This window comes from Labrenzia sp. THAF187b, from assembly GCF_009363375.1.
GTDB classification, from domain to species: Bacteria; Pseudomonadota; Alphaproteobacteria; order Rhizobiales; family Stappiaceae; genus Roseibium; species Roseibium algicola.
On record NZ_CP045344.1, the window covers coordinates 6,050,139 to 6,069,958 of the forward strand.

The following is a 19,820-nucleotide window of genomic DNA, read 5'->3' on the forward strand; positions in this document are numbered from 1 at the left end:
AGCCCATGCACCTGCGCGGTTTCGCCCCTCGACACGGCATTCCAACCGGCTTATAGCCGCTAGCATGAATGCGCGCGTCACAAAGCTGCAACAGCTAAGGCAGGAGCGTCACCCTTTGGTGGCGCTGGCAACCCTTGCCTTTGCAATGCGGCTTGTTCTGCTGGTTCTCGCCAGCGCGCTGACGCCGGACGCAGCTGTTGCCGCGGGCCTTACCAGTCTCTGCCAGCCCTCCGGGCAGGAACAAAACCTGCCTGGACCGCATAACCCGCTGACCTGCCAATGCGGCCCGGTCTGCGCTCATGGCTGTGCTATCGCGCCCTGCCTTGCAGGTGCTTTCGCCCCTTTGAACCTGTCGCCCGAAATTTCCGCCACTGAACGCGTTCCGGCAGGGCAACAGGCTGTGCTGGCCGTTCCTTATAGAGCTACTGCCATCAGGGCTCCTCCTTCCTTGATCTGAAAGAAAATCCAACTTCTCAGACCTCAAGGAATAGCATTATGAAACTCTGGAAATCCGTTGCGGCAGCAGCCGCCCTTTCGCTTGTCTCCCTGTCCGCCCTTGCCAGTGACTACAAGGTTGGTGAACTGACCCTGACCCAACCCTGGACCCGCGCGACCCCGCCCAAAGCAAAGGCCGGTGGCGGTTTCGTCGAGATCGTCAACAACGGTACCGACGCAGACCGCCTTGTCGCGGTCAGTTCCGATGTTGCCGCGAAGGTGGAAATCCACGAGATGGCAGTCACCGACGGCGTGATGAAAATGCGAAAGATGGAAAATGGCATCGACATCCCGGCTGGCGAAACGGTTGCGCTTCAACCGGGCGGCTTCCACATCATGTTCATGGGCCTGAACCAATCCTTCGAAGAAGGCACCAGCATTCCGGTTGTCCTGACCTTTGAAAAGGCCGGGGACGTTGCCATTGAACTTCCTGTTGCCAAGATGGGCGCCAAGGCACCTGATGGCGAAGCTGCGCATGGTGCGATGGACCACCGCAAGATGGATCACGGCAAGAACTAAGCCCCGTCAGCGGGCGTTGCCTCGGCGAAGACGCAACGCCAGCAATTTCTTTTCCAAGCGCCAGAGCCGCCAGCCCGTCTCGAAGCCGGCACTGAAGGCTCTGGCCAAAGCAGGACGAAACCGATGTCTGGTTTGAAACTTTTCCGGTACGTGGCCTGGGCTGCTGTTGCCGTGCTCGCTGTCGTGTCCGGTGTTCTGGTCTATCAGCAGACTGCCGGCAACAAGGGCACCGGTGCCTTGATCGAGCCGCTTGCGGCCATTGGCGGCCCGTTCGAACTTGTCAGCGGCACCGGCGAAACGGTGACCGACGAGACCTTCTCCACCAAGCCGACAGTGATGTTCTTCGGCTTCACCTTCTGTCCGGACGTCTGCCCGACCACGCTTTCCGAACTTCAGGGCTGGATGGCCGAACTCGGACCGGATGCGGACAAGCTCAACTATGCTTTCGTCACTGTGGATCCGGAACGCGATACGCCCGAAGTCATGCGTGACTATGTCTGGGCATTCGACAAGCGTATCGTTCCGCTGACCGGTTCGCGGGAACAGATCGATGCGATGCTGAAGGCCTATCGGGTCTATTCCAAGAAGGTGCCACTTGACGATGGCGACTATACGATGGACCATTCCGCTGCCGTCTACCTGATGAGTGCCGACAATAAGTTCGTCGGTACCATTGCCTATGGCGAGGCCGAGGAAAATGCCCTGAAGAAGCTGCGCAGGCTGATCGACAACGCACCTGCCTCTTCCTGAGGCGATAGCTGGAGCAAGCCGAACATAATGCGCATGCCGCTGTTCATGGGACTGACCGCCGGCGCGACGGGCCTCGTCGCGCTTTCGGCGTTTCTGTGGCTGTATGCCGGTGAACGGGTTTATGCCGACCGCCTGATCTCGGCAATCGCCGGCTGCTTCTGAAGACCGCATGTCCAAACAACGCCTCGACCAGCATCTCGTCGATACGGGTGTCTTTCCAAGCCGCGCACGGGCGCGTGACGCAATCCTGCGCGGAACGGTGAGCGTCGATGGTCATCTATGCACCAAACCGGCGCAGAAGACTTCGGCGGACGCCAGCATCACGGTTGAAGATCCCGCTTCCGGTTATGTCAGCCGGGCCGCGCTGAAGCTGATCGAAGGCCTCGACCGGTTCACGGTCGACCCCACAGGCCGGATCTGCCTCGATATTGGCGCGTCCACAGGCGGATTTACCCAGGTTCTGCTGGAACGTGGGGCCACCAAGGTTCACGCCATCGATGTCGGGCATGGTCAGTTGCACGACAGTCTGAAGTCAGACCCGAAGGTGGCCGCGCGCGACGGCCTCAACGCCCGGGATCTGACCTCACAGAACCTTGGAGGAGACGCCCCGGCTCTGCTTGTCTCGGATGTCAGCTTCATCTCGCTAAAGCTTGCCCTTCCTCCCGCTCTTGCGCTGGCGGCACCGGGTGCTGAAGGTGTCTTTCTGGTGAAGCCGCAATTCGAGGCGGGCAAGGACAATATCGGCAAAGGCGGTCTGGTCGATCCGGAAATTGCCGAAGAGACCGCAAAATCCCTGCAGATGTGGTTGAACACCATTCCCGCCTGGCAGGCAGGCGACCTCGTCCCCTCGCCGGTCAAGGGTGGTGACGGCAATGCGGAATGGCTGCTCTACGGAAAGAAAGCCGGTTGAGGGCTGTCGCCTCTCATCTCCTTCGACGTCTGGTGAAAGCGCAAAAGCCTGTTTCCATCAAGGGAGCGGGAAGCACGTCCCATGATCAAGACTTGCCCAAACCCCTAGTTGGCGTTATCGCTCGCCCATGAGCGAGAGAGAGATTGAAATCACCACGCTCGGTCACCGCGGCGACGGCGTTGCCGAAACGGAGACCGGGCCGATCTACGTGGCCGGGGCGCTGCCCGGGGAAATCGTCCGGGCGAACGTCGTGGACGGACGCGCCCAAAAGCCCGTGATCGAAAAGCCGTCGCCGGACCGGATCGAACCCGTGTGCCGTCATTACTCCGCCTGCGGCGGCTGTTCCGTACAGCACCTTGCGGAAGAGCCATACCTTGTCTGGAAAAGCGGGCTGGTCGAAAAGGCCTTGCGCGACCGTGGCATCGAGACCGAAGTTTCCGGGACGATAGCTGCGACCATGGGAGGGCGACGCCGGGCTGTACTGACGGCCACCCGTGCCGGACGCCACACCTTGCTCGGTTACCATGAAAAGGCCAGCCACAGGCTGGTCGATATCGCCGAATGCCCGGTGCTCGACCCGGTCATCGTTGAAGCGCTGCCCGGCCTCAAGTCCCTTGCCTCGGAAGTGCTTCCGAAAAAGGGTGAACTGCGGATGACCGTTCTGGTAACGACCACCGGTCTGGATGTGGCTCTCGACAAGGCCGACAAGGGATACGAGCGCAAGATCCCGGCCCTGTCGCAAAAGGTCGTCGATCAGAACCTTGCCCGGCTTTCGGTCAACGGCGAAGTCATTCTGGAGCTCCGCCCGCCGCTGCTCGACATGGGCGGCATCGGCATTGTTGCCGCGCCCGGCAGTTTTGCCCAGGCGACACTGGCGGCGGAACATGCGCTTTCCAAGCTGGTAATTGACGGTGTCGGCAAGGCCAGGACAATTGCAGATCTCTTTTCCGGTGTCGGCACATTCGCGCTCAGGCTCGGCCGACAGGCAAATGTGCATGCGGTTGAAGGCGATGCTGCGGCACTGGCCGCCTTTGACAAGGCCCTGCGCAAACCCCAAGGCCTGAAGAAGGTGACCTTTGAACGGCGAGACCTGTCACGCAGGCCGCTGGTGAAGGAAGAGCTGGAGCCTTACGACGCCGTGGTTTTCGACCCGCCGCGCGCAGGCGCTCAAGCCCAGGCAGAGCAACTGGCGCTATCCAGGGTCAAGACGATTGTTGCCGTCTCCTGCAATCCGGCGACGCTTGCCCGGGATCTGCGGATCCTGCTCGACGGCGGTTATGTGCTGCAAAGCGTCACACCGGTGGACCAGTTCCACTATTCGCCCCATATTGAAGCAGTGGCGGTGTTGACCAGACCTTGATCAGGGAGTGAGCCATGAGCGCGGCGGATGAGGAATTCGGACCTGTCAAAGGAACCCGCAGCCTGCCGCCGTTCCTGAGCCTTGCCCGGCGAACGCGCTATGCGCTTTACCAGGGCAGCCGGGTCGCGCTCTACACCCTTCATTCCGAAGCCATGCGGCGGATGAACCGGGATCTCCAGAAACAGCTTCCGGAAACGCCGAAGGTTGTGCCGACCGGCCCGGTGCCGAGCCAGCGGCGCATGCTGTCGGACATCGTCAAGCTGTTTGCGGATGATCTGAAGTCCGTCGAGGACGGGATTTATCCGCTGCCTTCCGATGGCACCATGACGCCGGGCGAGCTGATCTCGACCAGTCGCGCCTTCTTCAAGGACGTGCCGGAGGTGGCACGCCGTCGTGCAAGCGGTGCGCATCAGGAGGTCAATTCCACCGAGGGATTTGCCGCTGCACTGCCGCGCTATTACCGGCAGAACTTTCATTTTCAGACCGACGGCTGGCTGTCGGAGGAAAGTGCCAGGCTCTATGACTTCCAGGTGGATGTGCTTTTTTCAGGTGCGACTGCCGCCATGCGTCGACGGGCCCTGGTACCCTTCGCCAGGATCTTGCGCCGCAAGGACCAACGCCACGTTTCGTATCTGGATATCGCCTGCGGCACCGGCGGTCTCTTGCGGCCCGCCCTGGCCGCATTTCCGCGCCTAAAGGGCACGGGGCTCGATCTGTCGGAACCCTATCTGAACGTTGCCCGTGAGCGCCTGCCGTCACGCCGTGCCAGTTATATCTGCGGCCTGGCCGAAACCCTGCCGTTTGCGGACAATTCTCTCGACGTCGTTTCCTGCGTTTTCCTGTTCCATGAACTGCCGCCGAAAATCCGGCGTCAGGTCGTCTCGGAGGTCGCACGTGTTCTGAAACCCGGCGGCTCCTTCCTTTTCGTCGACAGCCTGCAAACCGGAGACGTGCCGGAATATGACGGTCTTCTGTCGGTCTTTCCGCAGCTTTTCCACGAGCCCTATTTTACCTCTTACCTCAACGAAGACCTGACGGGTATCGCCAAGACGGCAGGGCTCGAAGAGAGCTGGATGGCGCCTGCCTTTGTCTCGCGCGTCGCGGAGTTTATCAAAAGCGACTGATCTTTCAGTATTACTGAAAAATCTCATTCCTTCTCTTGAGACTGAAAACAATCAGGCGTATATCGATCGCCATGAGATTGGATCTATGGCTCTTGCAGACAGGGGAAAGCCGCAGCGCCTTTGCGCGCCGCGCCAACCTGTCGCCTGCCTCCGTAACCGCCCTATGCAACGACCCCAATGTCTGGGTCTCGCGGGATATGGCCCGCAAGATCGCCATTGCCACCAATGGCGCCGTAACCCCCAACGACTTTCTCGGACTGTCTACAACCAAGGAGCATCCCGTGTCCCAGGCCCGTGTCGCAGAAGCAATCCGCGCATTCGAACGTGGAGAAATGGTGGTCGTGACTGACGATGACGACCGCGAGAACGAAGGCGATCTGATTGTTGCCGCCGCCAAGGTCACGCCTGAACAGATGGCCTTCATGGTGCGTCACACCTCCGGCATCATCTGTGCACCGATGACGGTTGCCCATGCGCGGCGCCTGCGCCTTGACCCAATGGTTGCCGAAAATGATGCTCCGCTTGCGACCGCCTTCACCATTTCCGTGGACTACCGCCAGGGACTGACCACCGGCATATCGGCCGAAGAGCGCTGCTCCACCGTACGTGCACTTGCAAACCCCAATGTCGGCGCTGACGACTTCGTCCGCCCCGGGCACATCTTCCCGCTGGTGGCCAAGGAAGGCGGCGTCATGATCCGCTCCGGCCACACGGAAGCTGCCGTCGACCTGTGCCGTCTCGCCGGACTGGAGCAGGTTGGCGTCATCAGTGAGCTGGTGAACGACGACGGCACCGTGAAACGCGGCCAGCAGGTTGCCGAGTTTGCAGCCGAACACGACCTGAAGATGGTTTCCGTATCCGACCTGATCGCCTGGCGCCAGCGTACCGAGAAACTGGTGGAACGCGTCAACGAACAGCCCGTCGACACGGTTTTCGGTCCGGCCTATGCCACCACCTATTCGACCCCGTATGACCCGATGCACCATCTGGCCATCGTCTACGGCGACATTCTGGACGGCCGCAGCGTGCCGGTGCGCCTGCAACTGGAATCCGTGCTTGATGATGTCTTCGGAGACGTCCAGCCACTCGACCAGATCATGAAACACTTTGCGGATCGCGGCCGGGGTGTCATCGTCTATCTCCGCGAAGGGTCGGTGGGCGTTGCCCGTCAGTCCAAGCGGCCGAGATCCGACTTTGAAGCCGCTGATTCCGAGGAACACAGCTCCGCACAAGCTAGACAGGAACAATGGCGTGAGGTCGGGCTTGGTGCACAGATCCTGAAGGACCTGGGCGTCAGTTCAATTCGCCTGCTGGCTTCCCGTGAGCGTCATTACGTTGGGCTGGAAGGCTTCGACATCAAGATTGACGAAACAGAGATCCTCGACACCTGAGGATCCTTCGGAAGGGGCCTTTCATGGCGGCGAAGAAAGAGGCAGTCAAACAAGAGGAAAACGTGAAGCCGACACCGGTGCCCTTCACCGTCGGCTTTAACCGCAGTCAGAGCGAAAGCATTGTCTACGGCAGCCTCATCCTCGGCATTCTGTTCGCCGTGATCGGGATTGTCGGCAATCTTCCCTTGCTGGCCCTCGCCGCCCTCGCCCCGCTCGCAATTGCCTTCTGGCACTATCCGATGATCGAAAAAGGCAAGCCACAGCTCGGCGCCAACGAAGACGGGCTTTATGTGGAACGCATCGGTTTCATCGACTGGGCCGCAATCCGGATGACGGACGTCAAACGGACGTCCGTCCGCAACATCGAGCTGGTCCGGCTGGACGTCCTCCTGACCCGTTCACTGGATGACGCCGTCACCAAGGCACAGACCTTTCCGGTCTGGAAGAAGTTCATGATGCGCAACTGGAAGCGCACGCCGCGCGAGCATGGCCGGGAGCTGATTGCGATCAACCTGCACACGCTAGCAGCCGACCCGGAAGAAATCCTGAGCCGCATCCGCGCCTTCAAGTTTGTCTGAGATTTCGCGGCCCCGGCAAGAAGCCGGGCCGGAATTTATTGGAAGACGACCAAACCAAGCCTGCTCATCGTGATCATCCCGGCCGGGCAAAGCCGGAACCGGGATGAGGTGCGACGAGCAGAACCAGGCAACCCTACATCAGGTTTTCCTTGAAGAAGTCGACGGTTCTCTGCTCTGCGAGCTTTGCAGCCTCTTCGTCGTAGCGCGGTGTCGTGTCGTTATGGAAGCCGTGGTTCACGCCCGGATACATATGCGCCACGTAGGTCTTGCCGTTGGCCTTCAGAGCTTCCTCATAGGCCGGCCAGCCCGCATTGATGCGTTCGTCCAGCTCGGCATATTGCAGCATCAGGGGCGCTTCGATCTTGGAGACATCCGCAGGATCCGGCTGACGTCCATAGAAAGGCACGCCCGCGGCAAGCTCCGGATAGGCGACCGCAATTGCATTGACCACACCGCCGCCGTAGCAGAAACCAACCGCCCCAACCTTGCCGGTGCTGTCGTCACTGATGAGGAGATACTCGAAGCCGGCGAAGAAATCGTTCATCAGCTTGGTGCCATCGACCGTACGCTGCAATTCGCGGCCCTGATCGTCACTGCCCGGATAACCGCCGACCGATGTCAGTCCGTCCGGCGCCAGCGCCATGAATCCGGCCTTGCCGAGGCGGCGCGCGACATCCTCGATATAAGGATTGAGACCGCGGTTCTCATGCACGACCAGCACCGCCGGCAGCTTGCCGGTCGCACCTGCGGGCTTCACCAGATAACCGTTGACCTCGCCATGGCCGTTTGGTGACGGGTAAGTGATGCGTTCGGTGACGATCCCCGCATCATCGGGAGCAACCTGTTGTGCCAGCGCATAATTGGGCGACAGCTGATCCAGCAGCATGGCCGCCGTCAGTCCACCAACCGCGAATTTTGCTGCCCCGTTCATGAACTCGCGCTTGGTAATCTTTCCATGCGCGTAGAAATCATAAAGATCCAGAAGCTCCTGAGGAAAATCCTTTGCCGTCATACGGCGCACAGGCGTCATTTCATTCATGTCATTACTCCCTGAAATGCATGAGACGTCATGCTGGAGATAAAACTAGAGAGATGACGGGCAAGGTCCATGGCCCTTGCCTTCCGGAATTGTAACGAGTTGTAACGCTGCGAAGTTGCCCGTCAGCCGATCTGGCCGCGATGACGCAGGAAATGGTCCGCCAGAACGCAAGCCATCATCGCTTCGCCGACCGGCACCGCGCGGATGCCGACGCAAGGGTCATGCCGGCCCTTCGTCATGACGTTGACCTCTTCACCCTTGCTGGTGATGGACTTGCGCTCGGTGAGGATCGATGACGTCGGCTTGACCGCGAACCGGACAACCAGGGGATCGCCGTTGGAGATCCCGCCCAGAACACCGCCGGAATTGTTGCTCAGGAAGACGGGCCGGCCGACGTCATCAAGGCGGATCTCGTCTGCATTGTCTTCACCGGTCAGGCTTGCGGCATCGAACCCGTTGCCGACCTCAACCCCCTTGACCGCATTGATCGACATCATCGCAGCAGCAAGATCCGTGTCCAGCTTGCCGTAGATCGGCGCGCCCCAACCGGCGGGGACACCTTCTGCAACGACTTCGATGACGGCACCGACAGAAGACCCGGCCTTGCGGATGCCGTCCAGATAGTCCACCCAGAATGCGGCGGCCTTTGCGTCCGGAGAAAAGAAGGCGTTGTTGTCGACTTCCGCCCAGTCCCAGTTGGCCCGGTCGATCTTGTGCGGTCCAACCTGCACCAAAGCGCCGCGAACGGTTACGCCCTGCAACACCTTGCGTGCGACGGCCCCGGCGGCAACGCGCATGGCGGTTTCGCGCGCCGAGGAACGTCCACCGCCGCGATAGTCGCGGATGCCGTATTTGGCGTCATAGGTGAAATCGGCATGGCCGGGACGGAACCGGTCCTTGATCTCCGAATAGTCCTTGGAGCGCTGGTCGGTGTTTTCGACAAACAGCGAAATCGGCGTCCCGGTCGTTTTCTGGATACCGTCCTCGTCAACCATGACGCCGGACAGGATCTTCACCTCATCCGGCTCGCGCCGCTGCGTGGTGAAGCGGGACTGGCCCGGCTTGCGCTTGTTCATGAAGCCCTGAATATCGGTCTCCGTCAGGGGAATGAGCGGCGGGCAGCCGTCCACCACGCAACCAATAGCGGGACCGTGGCTTTCGCCCCAGGTGGTGACCCGGAAAAGATGACCAAAACTGTTATGCGACATGAACGGTGACCGAGGCTTGCAATTGAACTGTCAGGCGCCGAGCGATACGCCATCGCGCCCGCAAGCTCAAGCCCGCAGCCGGGTATACAGGTATTTTTGGCAAGTCCATTCGTCCACCACCCTTGTCAAAATTAAAGACAAGTAGATTTCGAATGGAAGCTGGCGTCCTTGGCACGAGTTTCACGATGTCTTGAATTAACGACCTAGGAAATCGCGCGAACCGTTCGCAAAATTCGACCCTTGATTTGCTAATCCTTAAACCTCTACCGTTATTACACGTTGGGATCTAATAAACACCAAGAGGCAAAACGTTGCGGATCAGGGGCTGGCTGACTGGACTGATCGTATTTCTGCTGGCACCCAGCCTGCTCTTTGCCTCACTCTGGTTTCATAATAAATTCGAGAAAGTCAACTCGATCGACCACAGCCTGGCCGGGCTGCACCTGATCGAGGCACTCGGGCCGCTGATGCAGGAGAAAGCGCTCACCGGCAAGATCAGGGAGACGCCGGCCCAACTGCGCGAACGCCTGGAAACTCTCGGGGGAAATGAGCTTTCCGCCGACCTCGTTCAGCCGCTCGACACCTTCCTGAACGAAGGCAACATTCCGCTCGCGCTTCGGCAGGCCCGTATCCTCGCCTCGATGATCTCCCAGGTCACCAGGCTGAGTTCGACTTCATCCTTCGAGACCGCAAAACTTCCGCATCTGATCACCGACACCATGCCGACCGTCGTGATCGAATCCGCGATCATGGCAAGCAATGCGAAAAGCATTTCCAGCCGGGGCGAGATCAATGTCTGGGACAAGATGCTGATCCCCGTGCAGGGAGGCCAGTACAAGATTGCCGCCGACGGGGCATCGCGGGACACGGTTGATTACTTTAACGACCTGACCGGTGAGAAAGCAGATCTGCTGCGAAAACAGGCAAGAGCCTTCCGGACAACGAACGTCGCCTTCCAGACCGCAGGTTCGAAACTGCTCTCTTCTACGATCACCGCCTCAAAGGGTGCGGATGTCATTGCCCTGCCCGTGGTGGAGATGCAGCCGGCCCTGGTCGGCGCCGCATTCGACCTTTGGCAGTCCACCGTCGATTATCTCCTGATGGACCTGCAGAGACAGCGATCCGAGACACTGTTTGCCGTTACACTTGCCGGACTTGTCGGCGGACTGGTCATTGTTGCAGCTTTTGCAATCGCCATTGCTCTGTCGCGCGCACTTGCCGACAGGACGCAGCAGGAATTCGAAAATCTCGGATTTCACGATCCCCTGACCGGACTGCCGAACCGCCGCGCCCTTCTGAATACGATACGCAACCTGCCACCGGCAGAGCCGGGAACGCGCACGGGTGCAATCCTGATCGACCTGCGCCAGTTCAAGAAGGTGAACGACCGGTTCGGGGACCACAACGGCGATTCACTTCTGCGCCAGGTGGCCGAACAGCTGACCCAGCACGCGGAACCGGAAGACTTCCTGTGCCGGACAGGCGGAACGGAGTTCCTGTTTCTACGTCCGCGCCTCAAGAAGGCGGCGCAGTTCGAGCAACTGGCGTTCACACTTCTCCAGGAAATTGCGACCGACCGGATCATCGGCAACAACAGGTCGGCCATCGAGGCGAATGCGGGCATCTTCATCAGCAGTCCGGGCGAGCAGGTCTTCGATCATCTGCTGACCGATGCGGCTCTGGCCCTGAGAGCGGCCAAGCAAAAGGGGCCGCGCAAGTTCGATCGCTTCACCCCGGCAATGCGCGCTGCCTTCGAGGAAAACGACGAGATTGCCAAAGAGCTGCAGAATGCGCTCAAGAACGGCAATATCGTTGCCTGGTTCCAACCGCAGGTGAATATTCACACGGGCGAAGTTGTCGGCGCGGAAGCCCTCGCCCGGTGGATTGATGACGACGAGATCCGGTATCCAGGCGCTTTCCTGCCTGCCGCAATGGAAGTCGGTTATCTCGAGGAGATCGAAGAGGCCGTGCGCAGCCGGGCGCTGAAGTTTGCCGCCAGCCTGAGCGGCAAGACAAGGCCAGCCATACATCTGGGCCTGAACGTCACCGCCAGTCTCCTGACAAGCGCCAAGGCGGTGGATGCGCTCCACAGGCAGGTGCTTGACCTGGGACTTCAGCCTGCAGACGTCAGCCTGGAAATCCTGGAAGCGGTGATGATCGACGAAATCACGGCCGCCCCCATCAAGCAGAATATCGCCCGCCTGTCGGAACTTGGGTTCTTCATCGAACTGGACGACTTTGGAACCGGCCATTCAAGCATTTCGAGCTTGCGCGATCTGAAGGTTGACCGGGTCAAGATCGACAGGAGCTTCATTTCCGGCGTCGATGCCGACCCCGCCCTGCAGAAATTCACCAGTGCGCTGATCAATCTTGCCAAGAGCCTCGACATCAGCGTCCTTGCCGAAGGTGTGGAAACCGAAGGCGAGCGTGACTGGCTGAAACGCCACGGGTGCGACGTCATCCAGGGGTTCCTCATATCAAAGGCCGTTCCCGACAGCGACCTTGCGATGATGATCCTGAAACAGAATTTTGCACACCCGATGCCCGCCCTGGAACGGCACAGCCCGCTGCGCAGTCAGGCCTGACCGACCGCCTTCGGCACAATGTTCGCCTGCCGTTTCTTGAATTCGGCAGCTGCCAGAGAAAACCCGCCGTCAGCCCCGTCGACGAAATGGATATGCCGGCTTTTGCCGATATCCTCGACAAAGCAGGTCATCAGAGCGGACGTGGACACATGCAGCCCGAACACCAGATCCCCGGCGGCGTAACCAGCCTTCAGATAGTCTTCGACACCTGCAAACTGCTCCGGTGTCAGATCCAGCACGAGCTGCAGGCTGTCGCCGACCTTGCGATGGTCAGTGTTGAGGCCAAGTTCGGGAAAGTATCGTTTCGGATCAAAAGGGCCGATGCGCCAGCCCGTGTGATAGCTGATGACGAAGACCATCGCCTCCAGCAACGCCTTTGCCCATCCGCGGAAGTCTTTTCCCGGTGAGCCCAGGCGCACCTCATGACGCGTACCGGTTGGTGGAAAGCGAAAACGAAGACGCGTCTTGTCCGCCAGTCTCATCCGGCTGTCATCCCTCGAGGGATCATAGCCGAGTTTATCGGCCAGCCCCCGCAGGACATCCTGCATTGGAATACGTCCGGTCGGCTTGACGATCAGAGACACGATGTGTCCGTTTCGTGAAGGAAGCGGTTCCCATCTGCAGGAAAGCCCGTCGAGCGGCGGTAACGCGGCATCGGGGAGAGAAATCTCAAACGGCCGCGCTTTTTCCGGATCTTTCAGAATATTGTCCGCAACGGCCAGGCCATCCCCAAGGATCATGGCCAGATGATTGCCCGGGCTGAGCTGGTACTTGCGCACGCGGACGTCGCCCCCAAGATCCCGCAGATGAGCGACCGGAATCGCAGCGGCGCGCAGCTCCAGCTCCATGACCTGGCGCGCCAGACCGACAACACCGGCCAGCGCGTCGCTGGCTGCCTCGACATCGTGTTCGGACACGACCAGCATCGCGCCGTCTCCCCCGAAGACAAACGGTACACGGTCGCTGCCGATCCGGTTCAACACCGCGGCGATCACCGCGGCGCCAACCATGTTGACTTCCTTGTACCGGCCCTGTGCGACCGCATCGCTGGAGCGGACTATGTCGGCAGCAAGAACGTACCAGTCGTCCGGCACCGGCCGGTAATCGGCCAGATCCCCGACCGTGCTGAAATCTGAAAAGCTTGGCAGTTCGCTATAAAATTCATTGGCGGACACGGCACCTGACCCGGATTGTCTCCAGGTTCCCTCGCAATCGCTGTAAACATCTACGCCGCAGCTGCTTCGCCCGATCACCGTCACTGGACAAACCCGAGGCACGGATGGTCGGGGGTTCCTTTGCAGTGCCCAAGGTCACACGTAAAGCGGCCTTCACATGCGTACATTTCGAACAGCAAGCGCTCATGGCCCGTTGTACCAGAGGAAACCGAAATGACGTATTCAAGAACCGCTTTCGATCAGGATCTACTGACACTTTCCTACAATCACTATGAGCTGAACGAACTGAGGCAGAACCCCTGGGACACCAACCGGACCCAATTTGAATCACCTGGAGATGCAAACAGCAAGATCAGCCTGTCACACATATCAAGACACACCGCGTGGGCCGTCTACGACAAGGTCGCCCGTTCCGGCGGCGAGATGTATGTCGGGAGACTGGCGCAGACCCAACAGCTTTACCGGCGCTTCAACCTGGAAGACCCGACACATTTCAACCTGACCCCCGGTCTTCCGATCAATGTCCAGAAGCTTGCCCGCTGGTCGGTGTGCATCAATGACTGCTGGATCCTGGGGGCGATTCACACCCACAAGAAATTCTGCCTCGTTACCAAGATCCGCAACCCGGGTGAAATTTACGATTACGGACGCGGCTTCTTCATCGTGACAGGGCGTGAGCTTTATGGCCTGAGCAAATTCGGCTACGAGCCGGAACGGGAATGGGGAAGCGTGATGACCTTTGTCTGCACCAACAAGCAGAAGGCCGACCGTGCGACGCTCAGAAATTACGCCTCCCTCATGGGACAAGCTGCCAATAGCGTTGTCGCAAAAGCGAAGATTTCTCTGTATGCCCAGGGTATCTACTGAGCCAATGGAGAAATGCCGCAGATCTCTGATATGGCGGATTGGTTTCGGCTTGCTTCATGGCTTGATTGGTGATTTCCGCAGACGGAACTCTCCCTCACGCAGACCTGCAACAGGCTGTCGCAAGCTACGACCGAACGCCGACGAGGGGGCTGTCAAACGATCTCGAAAGCGCCCTTACGCCAGACAAAGACCTTGTCCTGCGGCACATCCAGCTTGGGAACGGAAACCGTGTCCAGCCCTTCCAGCAAGCCGCGCAGAACGCGGAAGACACCGCCATGCGACACGACGACCGAAGGCCGATCGACGGTCACCAGCCAGCGCCCGATGCGCTCGGCCAACATCTTGTAGCTTTCGCCCTTGGGGGGAACGAAGCCCCACTTGTCGGCGCGGCGCTGCAGGATCATGTCCTGCTCTTCCTCTGCCAGTTCTTCCAGCGTGAAGCCTTCCCAGTCACCGAAGGTAATCTCCTTGAGCTGGTCCTCAAGGCGGTAGGCCTCCACCGGAAGGTCCATGGACTGGCGCAGCAACTCCATTGTCGAGCGCGTGCGGTGGAGCGGTGAGGATACGAAATCCAGACCGGCAGGATCGATCCTCTCCTGCTCCAGAAACGCTTTGAGACGCTTGCCATTGCCACTGGCCTGGCCGCGCCCCGTGTCGTTCAGCGGAATGTCCCTTTGCCCCTGCATGCGCCCTTCGAAGTTCCAGTCCGTCTGGCCATGGCGGACAAAGATCAGGAACTCCGGATCGTGCAGCTTGGGCAGCAGGTCGGATTTCGGGGCACTCAGCACAGATGTCATCTCAGTTTCCGGAAAGCGGGATGCCCCTGGCGGACGGGGCCGGACAAAATGAAAATGGCCGGTGCGAAACCGGCCATTCGAAACGGTCAATCCTTGACGACGGAAATGTCCGGGGCGTCCACCGCCTTCATGCCGACAATGTTGTAGCCGCAGTCGACGTGCTGGATCTCGCCGGTAACACCACGGCCGAGGTCTGACACCAGGAACAGCGCACTGTCGCCGACTTCCTCGATCGTCACCGTGCGACGCAGAGGAGAGTTGTATTCGTTCCACTTCAGAATGTAGCGGAAGTCGCCGATACCGGAGGCAGCCAGCGTCTTGATCGGTCCGGCGGAAATCGCGTTGACGCGAATGTTCTGCGGGCCGAGGTCCATCGCCAGATACTTTACGCTGGTTTCCAGCGCGGCCTTGGCAACGCCCATGACATTATAATGCGGCATAACCTTCTCGGCGCCGTAATAGGTCAGCGTCAGAATGGAACCACCATCGGGCATCAGCTTCTCGGCGCGCTGGGTAACAGCCGTCAGCGAGTAGCAGGAAATGTCCATGGTGCGGGCGAAGTTATCGGAAGACGTATCGACGAAACGGCCGGTCAATTCGGATTTATCGGAGAAGGCAACGGCATGGACGAGAAAATCGATCTTGCCCCATTTGTCTTCCAGCGTCTTGAAGACCGCATCGATGGAGGCGCCATCGGTCACGTCGCAATGGCCGACAACAATGGCGTTCAACTGGTCTGCCAGTGGCTCCACGCGCTTCTTCAACGCATCACCCTGGTAGGTCAGAGCCAGTTCAGCTCCCGCGTCGGCCAGTGCTTTGGCAATGCCCCAGGCAATTGACTTGTTGTTCGCCACACCCATGATCAGGCCGCGTTTGCCATTCATCAGTCCGCGCGTTTCCGCCATCGTCGTCTCCGAAAGAATTCCAATACCACCCCAGCGGGCTGGCTTCCTATGGCACAAGGGGTTTGTTCCTTCAAGAGACACGGTGACGGAATGAACCGTCGACGCCAGCGCTTTCAGACACTATGTTGGCGCCCGAATTTTACTGTCAAACTTCACGAGGACCCCGCTCATGGAGCGTACTGCCCATGCCGACCGCTTCGCCGAGATGATCGGCGCAGCCAACGTTCTGACAAGTCCGGACGACCAGGCTCCCTACCTCACCGAATGGCGCGACCTGTATCAGGGCGTCACTCCCATGGTGCTGCGCCCGGGCAGCACCGAAGAGGTGAGCGCCGTCATGACCTATGCGTATCAGAACGATCTCAAGGTCGTGCCGCAAGGCGGCAACACCGGCCTTGTCGGTGGCCAGATTCCGCAGGAAACCGGGGATGAAATCGTCCTTTCGCTGTCACGCCTCAACAAGGTTCGTGCGGTAGACCCGGCCGGCTTCACCATTACGGCCGAGGCCGGTGTGGTGCTGGAGACGCTTCAGAATGAAGCTGAAAACGTCGACAGGTTGTTCCCGCTTGCGCTCGGGGCTCAGGGCTCCTGCCAGATCGGCGGCAACATTTCCACGAACGCGGGCGGCACTGCCGTTCTGGCCTATGGCAACACGCGCGATCTGGTTCTGGGCCTCGAGGTGGTGCTGCCAACAGGGGAGATCTGGAACGGCCTCCGAACCCTGCGCAAGGACAATACCGGTTATGATTTGAAACAATTATTTATCGGTGGTGAAGGCACTCTGGGCATCATTACAGCTGCGGCGCTGAAACTTTTCCCCAGGCCCAAGAAGCTGGAGGCCGCTTTTGTCGGCCTGCCGGATCCGCACGCCGCCCTGAAGCTGTTCACCCTTGCCAAGGCACAGGCCGGACCGGTTCTGACCGGCTTTGAAATCATGCCGCGCGTTGGCGTTGAATTCTGCCTGCGCCACTTGGAAGGCGCACGAGATCCGCTCGAGGGCGAACATGCCTGGTACGTGCTGATGGAGCTGTCCAGTGGTTCTGAAGCCTTTCCGGTGCGGGACCTTATGGAGAGCATTCTCGGCGAAGCATTTGAAGAAGGTCTGGTGGAAGACGCCGCCTTTGCCCAGAACCTGACCCAGGTTCAGGATTTCTGGCACATCCGCCACGGCATGTCGGAAGTGCAGAAGCCCGAGGGTGGCTCGATCAAGCATGACGTTTCCGTGCCGGTTGCCTCGATCCCGGACTTCCTGGACAAGGCCATGGCCGCGGTAGAGGACTTCGTGCCCGGATGCCGGCCTGTTCCGTTCGGTCATATCGGCGACGGCAACATCCACTTCAATGTCAGCCAGCCGGTGGGCGCCGACAAGGAAGACTACCTGGCGAAATGGGATGAGATGAACACCATTGTTCACGGCATCGTCGGCGAGTTCGGCGGCAGCATCTCCGCGGAGCACGGCATCGGCCGCCTCAAGCGCGATCTCCTGAAGGACGTCAAGCAGGGTATCGAGCTGGATCTCATGAAGCGGATCAAGGACGCATTCGACCCCAAGGGACTGTTGAACCCGGGCCGCGTCCTCTAGGGCGCTTCGCCTTCTCTTGAAGGCAGACATCACGTCCGCACGTTTGAAAGCCGGTCATCGGCAGATTTCGACAAACAAGAAGTGCCGGTGCCAAAAGCGCCGGCATTTTTTTGAGCTGTCCGTACTTCTCTCATGTCAGAGCGGCTTTGCCAGCGTGGCCTGCATTCCAAACCCGCTTCAATGAGGGATGTATTCTTAAAGCTTTATTCAGCACTCTTTGGTTGCATTATTGTGCAATTGCACGAAAAAGTATCTCATTTCTGAGCGCAAGACTTCCGCAAAAACCCTTTATTTCAGGCGACCCACCATGACGACAACCAAATGGACATGTTCCGTCGACAGCAATGGAACCGCAAATCTTTACTGCGAACTCACCGAAGACGGACAGCAGCCCACGACCGAGAAGGTCAAATTGAAGGGAGTCTGCTATTCCCCGGCCCCGATCAACGGTTCCAACTCCTATGCCCCCGCCCTAGGTGACTGGTATTGGGACGATTTCGAAGCAGGCTCCACTTTCATTTCCAGCTGGTCTCCCCTGCTGTCCCGCGACTTCCCCAATTTCAGGAACCTCCACAACAATTCGCTGCGGGTCTACTGCATGCTGTCGCGGCAGCTGGAAGGCAACGGAACCTTCCCTTCGCCTTGGAACAACGGTCACTATTTCACGCATAAGAATTTTCTGGATCTGGCCTGGGACAAGTCTGCGCCGCCAGAAGCAAAGATGCGCCGGTCCGTCCTGGTCGGCATCCCCCTGCCTGCCACGATGTTCTGGAAGACCCAATACGACCAGGCCTCAAAAGTAGAGATCGATTACTGGACGAATGTCCTGCGGGAGACCGTCAGATCCGTAGCAGATCATCCAGCGGTAATGGGGTTCACCATTCAGAACGAACAGGACGGCGCCGACGTTTGTTACAACAATCCGGACTGGGCCGCTTTCTGGTGGGGCCAGGTGGAGAAAATGGCCGCCATCGTCAAGGAAGAAGCTCCTGGCAAGCTGGCCGGCATGGCCACCCACGACGACCCGAACATTCCCCTGAAGGCGTCCTCCTACATGGAGAACTGCCCGAGCATCGACTTCTGGGGCGTCAACACCTACCAGACCGAGACCTTTGAAAGCATCTTCAAGGACTACGGCAGCCTGCCGCCAAAGGCGTTGAAACCCGTTCTCTTCACCGAGTGGGGCATGCCGGCAACCAGTCACAAGGACCCGAACAACCCCGGCACCATCTATGCCGACGATCAGACCTGCAGCAAGGCGGCGCAAGTTGCGCAGAAAATGCTGCCTCAGGCCTTTGCTCATCCGCTGTGTATCGGGCTTTACTACTTCGAATATTGCGATGAACTGTGGAACCAGCCTGAAGCTCCCAATATCTACACCTGGTGGGGCGGCCCGCCTGCGCCCGGTTTCCCCAACGGATACTGGGACAACGACGGCTTTGGCCTCGTTTCGGTGCAACGGGGTCCCGGTCTGCCCAACGACGCGCCCATCTGGGCGAACACCGGCCCCAGTTTTCCGATAGATGTGCACACGAATAGAAACAATCTGTTCTCGACTGTTGCGAATGTTTTCAAGACGACAACTTGACCTGACAAGCTGCGGAGCCGGCGCACCCAATGCCGGTTTCGCCACGTTGGCGTAGCTGAACTTCGTGATTTACTGATCTCTACTTGGAAAGCGCCAGGTCTCAGCTATGTAAAAGCACCTAGTGCCGGGGAGGCCTGCCCCGCCTGCAACAGCCGAAAGGGATCAATTGTCAAAACTGGCAGGTTGCCGAAGTTTCCTCGGTGCTGGGGATAAGGTTCCTTCGATCTGCCAAATACGATTGCCCCATCAACGTATGCATTGACACGACTAGGATCCTGATCTGTCAGCAGTTTACGGGAACGGCAACCAGGCCCGGGTTTTGGTTTTGCCGGTCATGAAGCCCGTTTTCAGGCGTCCCATTTTCCCCAGCTTCCACCACCATACGGACCTGCCAGACCGGTTGGATAGAACGGTAGCCGATTCAGTCACCACATAACGGGTGAACCGGCGCGTACCCACCCCTGTCATAAACAACATGATCTTTCGATTTAAGCCGGCTTTTTCCTTGGCTAAACTTCTTAATTTGACAGCGTCCTTTTGAAAACTCGCAGAAAAAATCCTGAAAAGTTAAATTTTTCCTAAAATCGTCTTCAAGCTCACAGGCAGAGCGGAAACAGCAACAGGAGAACAACTGAGTCGGGACTTGCGGCATGTCCTGACGATGACGAAATGCAAGATTCGCTATGTAAAATTTACATGCGCAGCGCCCGTCATCTACAAAAATTACAATATGAAACGTCTATGACCTCATAAAAATAAGCTATTTGTAAACATGGTAAGCAAAAGGTTAATGGTGTTTCATAGGCGCTAATAAGCCATCCGGTCTGGAGACCCAAAATGGGCAAAAGACCTAACGAAAGAAACGGGCAGCGAGGCGGAACGTCGTTGCTCATAGACAGTGCACAGGGGGGGAGCGGTTCCAAACGGTCCCTCCAATGGAGGCCACA

At 58.9% G+C, this 19,820-nt stretch carries 18 protein-coding genes; 13 read left to right on the plus strand and 5 right to left on the minus strand.

The genetic code is table 11. The annotated features are described in order from the left end of the window. The first annotated feature begins 118 nt into the window (after positions 1–118). The 9 genes from FIV03_RS27725 (at position 119) to FIV03_RS27760 (ending at position 7,127) form a co-directional block, all read left to right on the plus strand. Positions 119–457, plus strand: coding sequence for a hypothetical protein (locus FIV03_RS27725; protein ID WP_152511745.1), 339 nt, complete (start codon positions 119–121; stop codon positions 455–457). 38 nt (positions 458–495) lie between these two features. Beyond that, complete coding sequence (locus FIV03_RS27730; RefSeq protein WP_152511746.1) at positions 496–1,014, plus strand: copper chaperone PCu(A)C; 519 nt, start codon at positions 496–498, stop codon at positions 1,012–1,014. Between the two features lie 123 nt (positions 1,015–1,137). Then, complete coding sequence (locus tag FIV03_RS27735; RefSeq protein WP_075283310.1) at positions 1,138–1,764, plus strand: SCO family protein; 627 nt, start codon at positions 1,138–1,140, stop codon at positions 1,762–1,764. Between the two features lie 27 nt (positions 1,765–1,791). Then, positions 1,792–1,926, plus strand: coding sequence for a hypothetical protein (locus FIV03_RS31955; protein ID WP_006933515.1), 135 nt, complete (start codon positions 1,792–1,794; stop codon positions 1,924–1,926). A gap of 7 nt (positions 1,927–1,933) precedes the next feature. Then, the gene (locus tag FIV03_RS27740) at positions 1,934–2,674 is read left to right on the plus strand and encodes a TlyA family RNA methyltransferase (RefSeq protein WP_152511747.1); all 741 of its coding nucleotides are present in this window, start codon (positions 1,934–1,936) and stop codon (positions 2,672–2,674) included. Positions 2,675–2,801: 127 nt separating this feature from the next. After that, on the plus strand, positions 2,802–4,034 hold the full coding sequence (locus FIV03_RS27745; protein ID WP_152511748.1) for a TRAM domain-containing protein: 1,233 nt from the start codon (positions 2,802–2,804) through the stop codon (positions 4,032–4,034). Between the two features lie 14 nt (positions 4,035–4,048). Then, positions 4,049–5,158: a class I SAM-dependent methyltransferase gene (locus FIV03_RS27750; RefSeq protein WP_152511749.1), complete on the plus strand. Its 1,110-nt coding sequence runs from the start codon at positions 4,049–4,051 to the stop codon at positions 5,156–5,158. Positions 5,159–5,229: 71 nt separating this feature from the next. Next, positions 5,230–6,549 (plus strand): 3,4-dihydroxy-2-butanone-4-phosphate synthase, encoded by a 1,320-nt coding sequence (gene ribB, locus FIV03_RS27755; protein WP_031269683.1) that lies wholly within the window; start codon positions 5,230–5,232, stop codon positions 6,547–6,549. A 23-nt stretch (positions 6,550–6,572) separates the two neighbouring features. Further along, entirely contained in the window at positions 6,573–7,127 is a 555-nt protein-coding gene (locus tag FIV03_RS27760) for a hypothetical protein (protein ID WP_023001869.1), read from the plus strand. A 133-nt stretch (positions 7,128–7,260) separates the two neighbouring features. Here the strand turns inward: FIV03_RS27760 and yghX are convergent, their stop codons facing one another. Continuing rightward, the gene (yghX, locus tag FIV03_RS27765) at positions 7,261–8,148 is read right to left on the minus strand and encodes a YghX family hydrolase (RefSeq protein WP_152512103.1); all 888 of its coding nucleotides are present in this window, start codon (positions 8,146–8,148) and stop codon (positions 7,261–7,263) included. A 140-nt stretch (positions 8,149–8,288) separates the two neighbouring features. Next, complete coding sequence (gene aroC, locus FIV03_RS27770; RefSeq protein WP_152511750.1) at positions 8,289–9,374, minus strand: chorismate synthase; 1,086 nt, start codon at positions 9,372–9,374, stop codon at positions 8,289–8,291. Positions 9,375–9,685: 311 nt separating this feature from the next. Here aroC and FIV03_RS27775 point away from each other — a divergent pair, with 311 nt between their 5' ends. Next, complete coding sequence (locus tag FIV03_RS27775) at positions 9,686–11,959, plus strand: bifunctional diguanylate cyclase/phosphodiesterase (protein WP_152511751.1); 2,274 nt, start codon at positions 9,686–9,688, stop codon at positions 11,957–11,959. Here FIV03_RS27775 and FIV03_RS27780 read toward each other — a convergent pair. Beyond that, positions 11,950–13,134, minus strand: coding sequence for a DUF3095 domain-containing protein (locus FIV03_RS27780; RefSeq protein WP_209009810.1), 1,185 nt, complete (start codon positions 13,132–13,134; stop codon positions 11,950–11,952). The genes FIV03_RS27775 and FIV03_RS27780 overlap by 10 nt on opposite strands. A 213-nt stretch (positions 13,135–13,347) precedes the next feature. On the opposite strand from FIV03_RS27780, the gene FIV03_RS27785 reads away from it, so the two are divergent. Beyond that, positions 13,348–14,001 (plus strand): hypothetical protein, encoded by a 654-nt coding sequence (locus FIV03_RS27785; protein ID WP_152511752.1) that lies wholly within the window; start codon positions 13,348–13,350, stop codon positions 13,999–14,001. Positions 14,002–14,153: 152 nt separating this feature from the next. On the opposite strand, the gene FIV03_RS27790 is transcribed toward FIV03_RS27785, so the two are convergent. Together FIV03_RS27790 and fabI are read right to left on the minus strand one after the other, a co-directional pair. Further along, on the minus strand, positions 14,154–14,798 hold the full coding sequence (locus FIV03_RS27790; RefSeq protein ID WP_152511753.1) for a histidine phosphatase family protein: 645 nt from the start codon (positions 14,796–14,798) through the stop codon (positions 14,154–14,156). Between the two features lie 86 nt (positions 14,799–14,884). Continuing rightward, a complete protein-coding gene (gene fabI / locus FIV03_RS27795; protein ID WP_023001876.1) occupies positions 14,885–15,703 on the minus strand; it encodes an enoyl-ACP reductase FabI in 819 nt (272 codons plus the stop codon). A 169-nt stretch (positions 15,704–15,872) separates the two neighbouring features. Between fabI and FIV03_RS27800 the strand changes: the two genes are divergently transcribed. Both FIV03_RS27800 and FIV03_RS27805 read left to right on the plus strand, forming a co-directional pair. Then, positions 15,873–17,285 carry an FAD-binding oxidoreductase gene (locus FIV03_RS27800; RefSeq protein ID WP_152511754.1) on the plus strand — a complete coding sequence of 471 codons (1,413 nt, stop codon included), beginning with the start codon at positions 15,873–15,875 and terminating at the stop codon, positions 17,283–17,285. 307 nt (positions 17,286–17,592) lie between these two features. Then, positions 17,593–18,873, plus strand: a complete 1,281-nt coding sequence (locus tag FIV03_RS27805; RefSeq protein ID WP_152511755.1) for a hypothetical protein — start codon at positions 17,593–17,595, stop codon at positions 18,871–18,873. Positions 18,874–19,820: the final 947 nt, after the last annotated feature.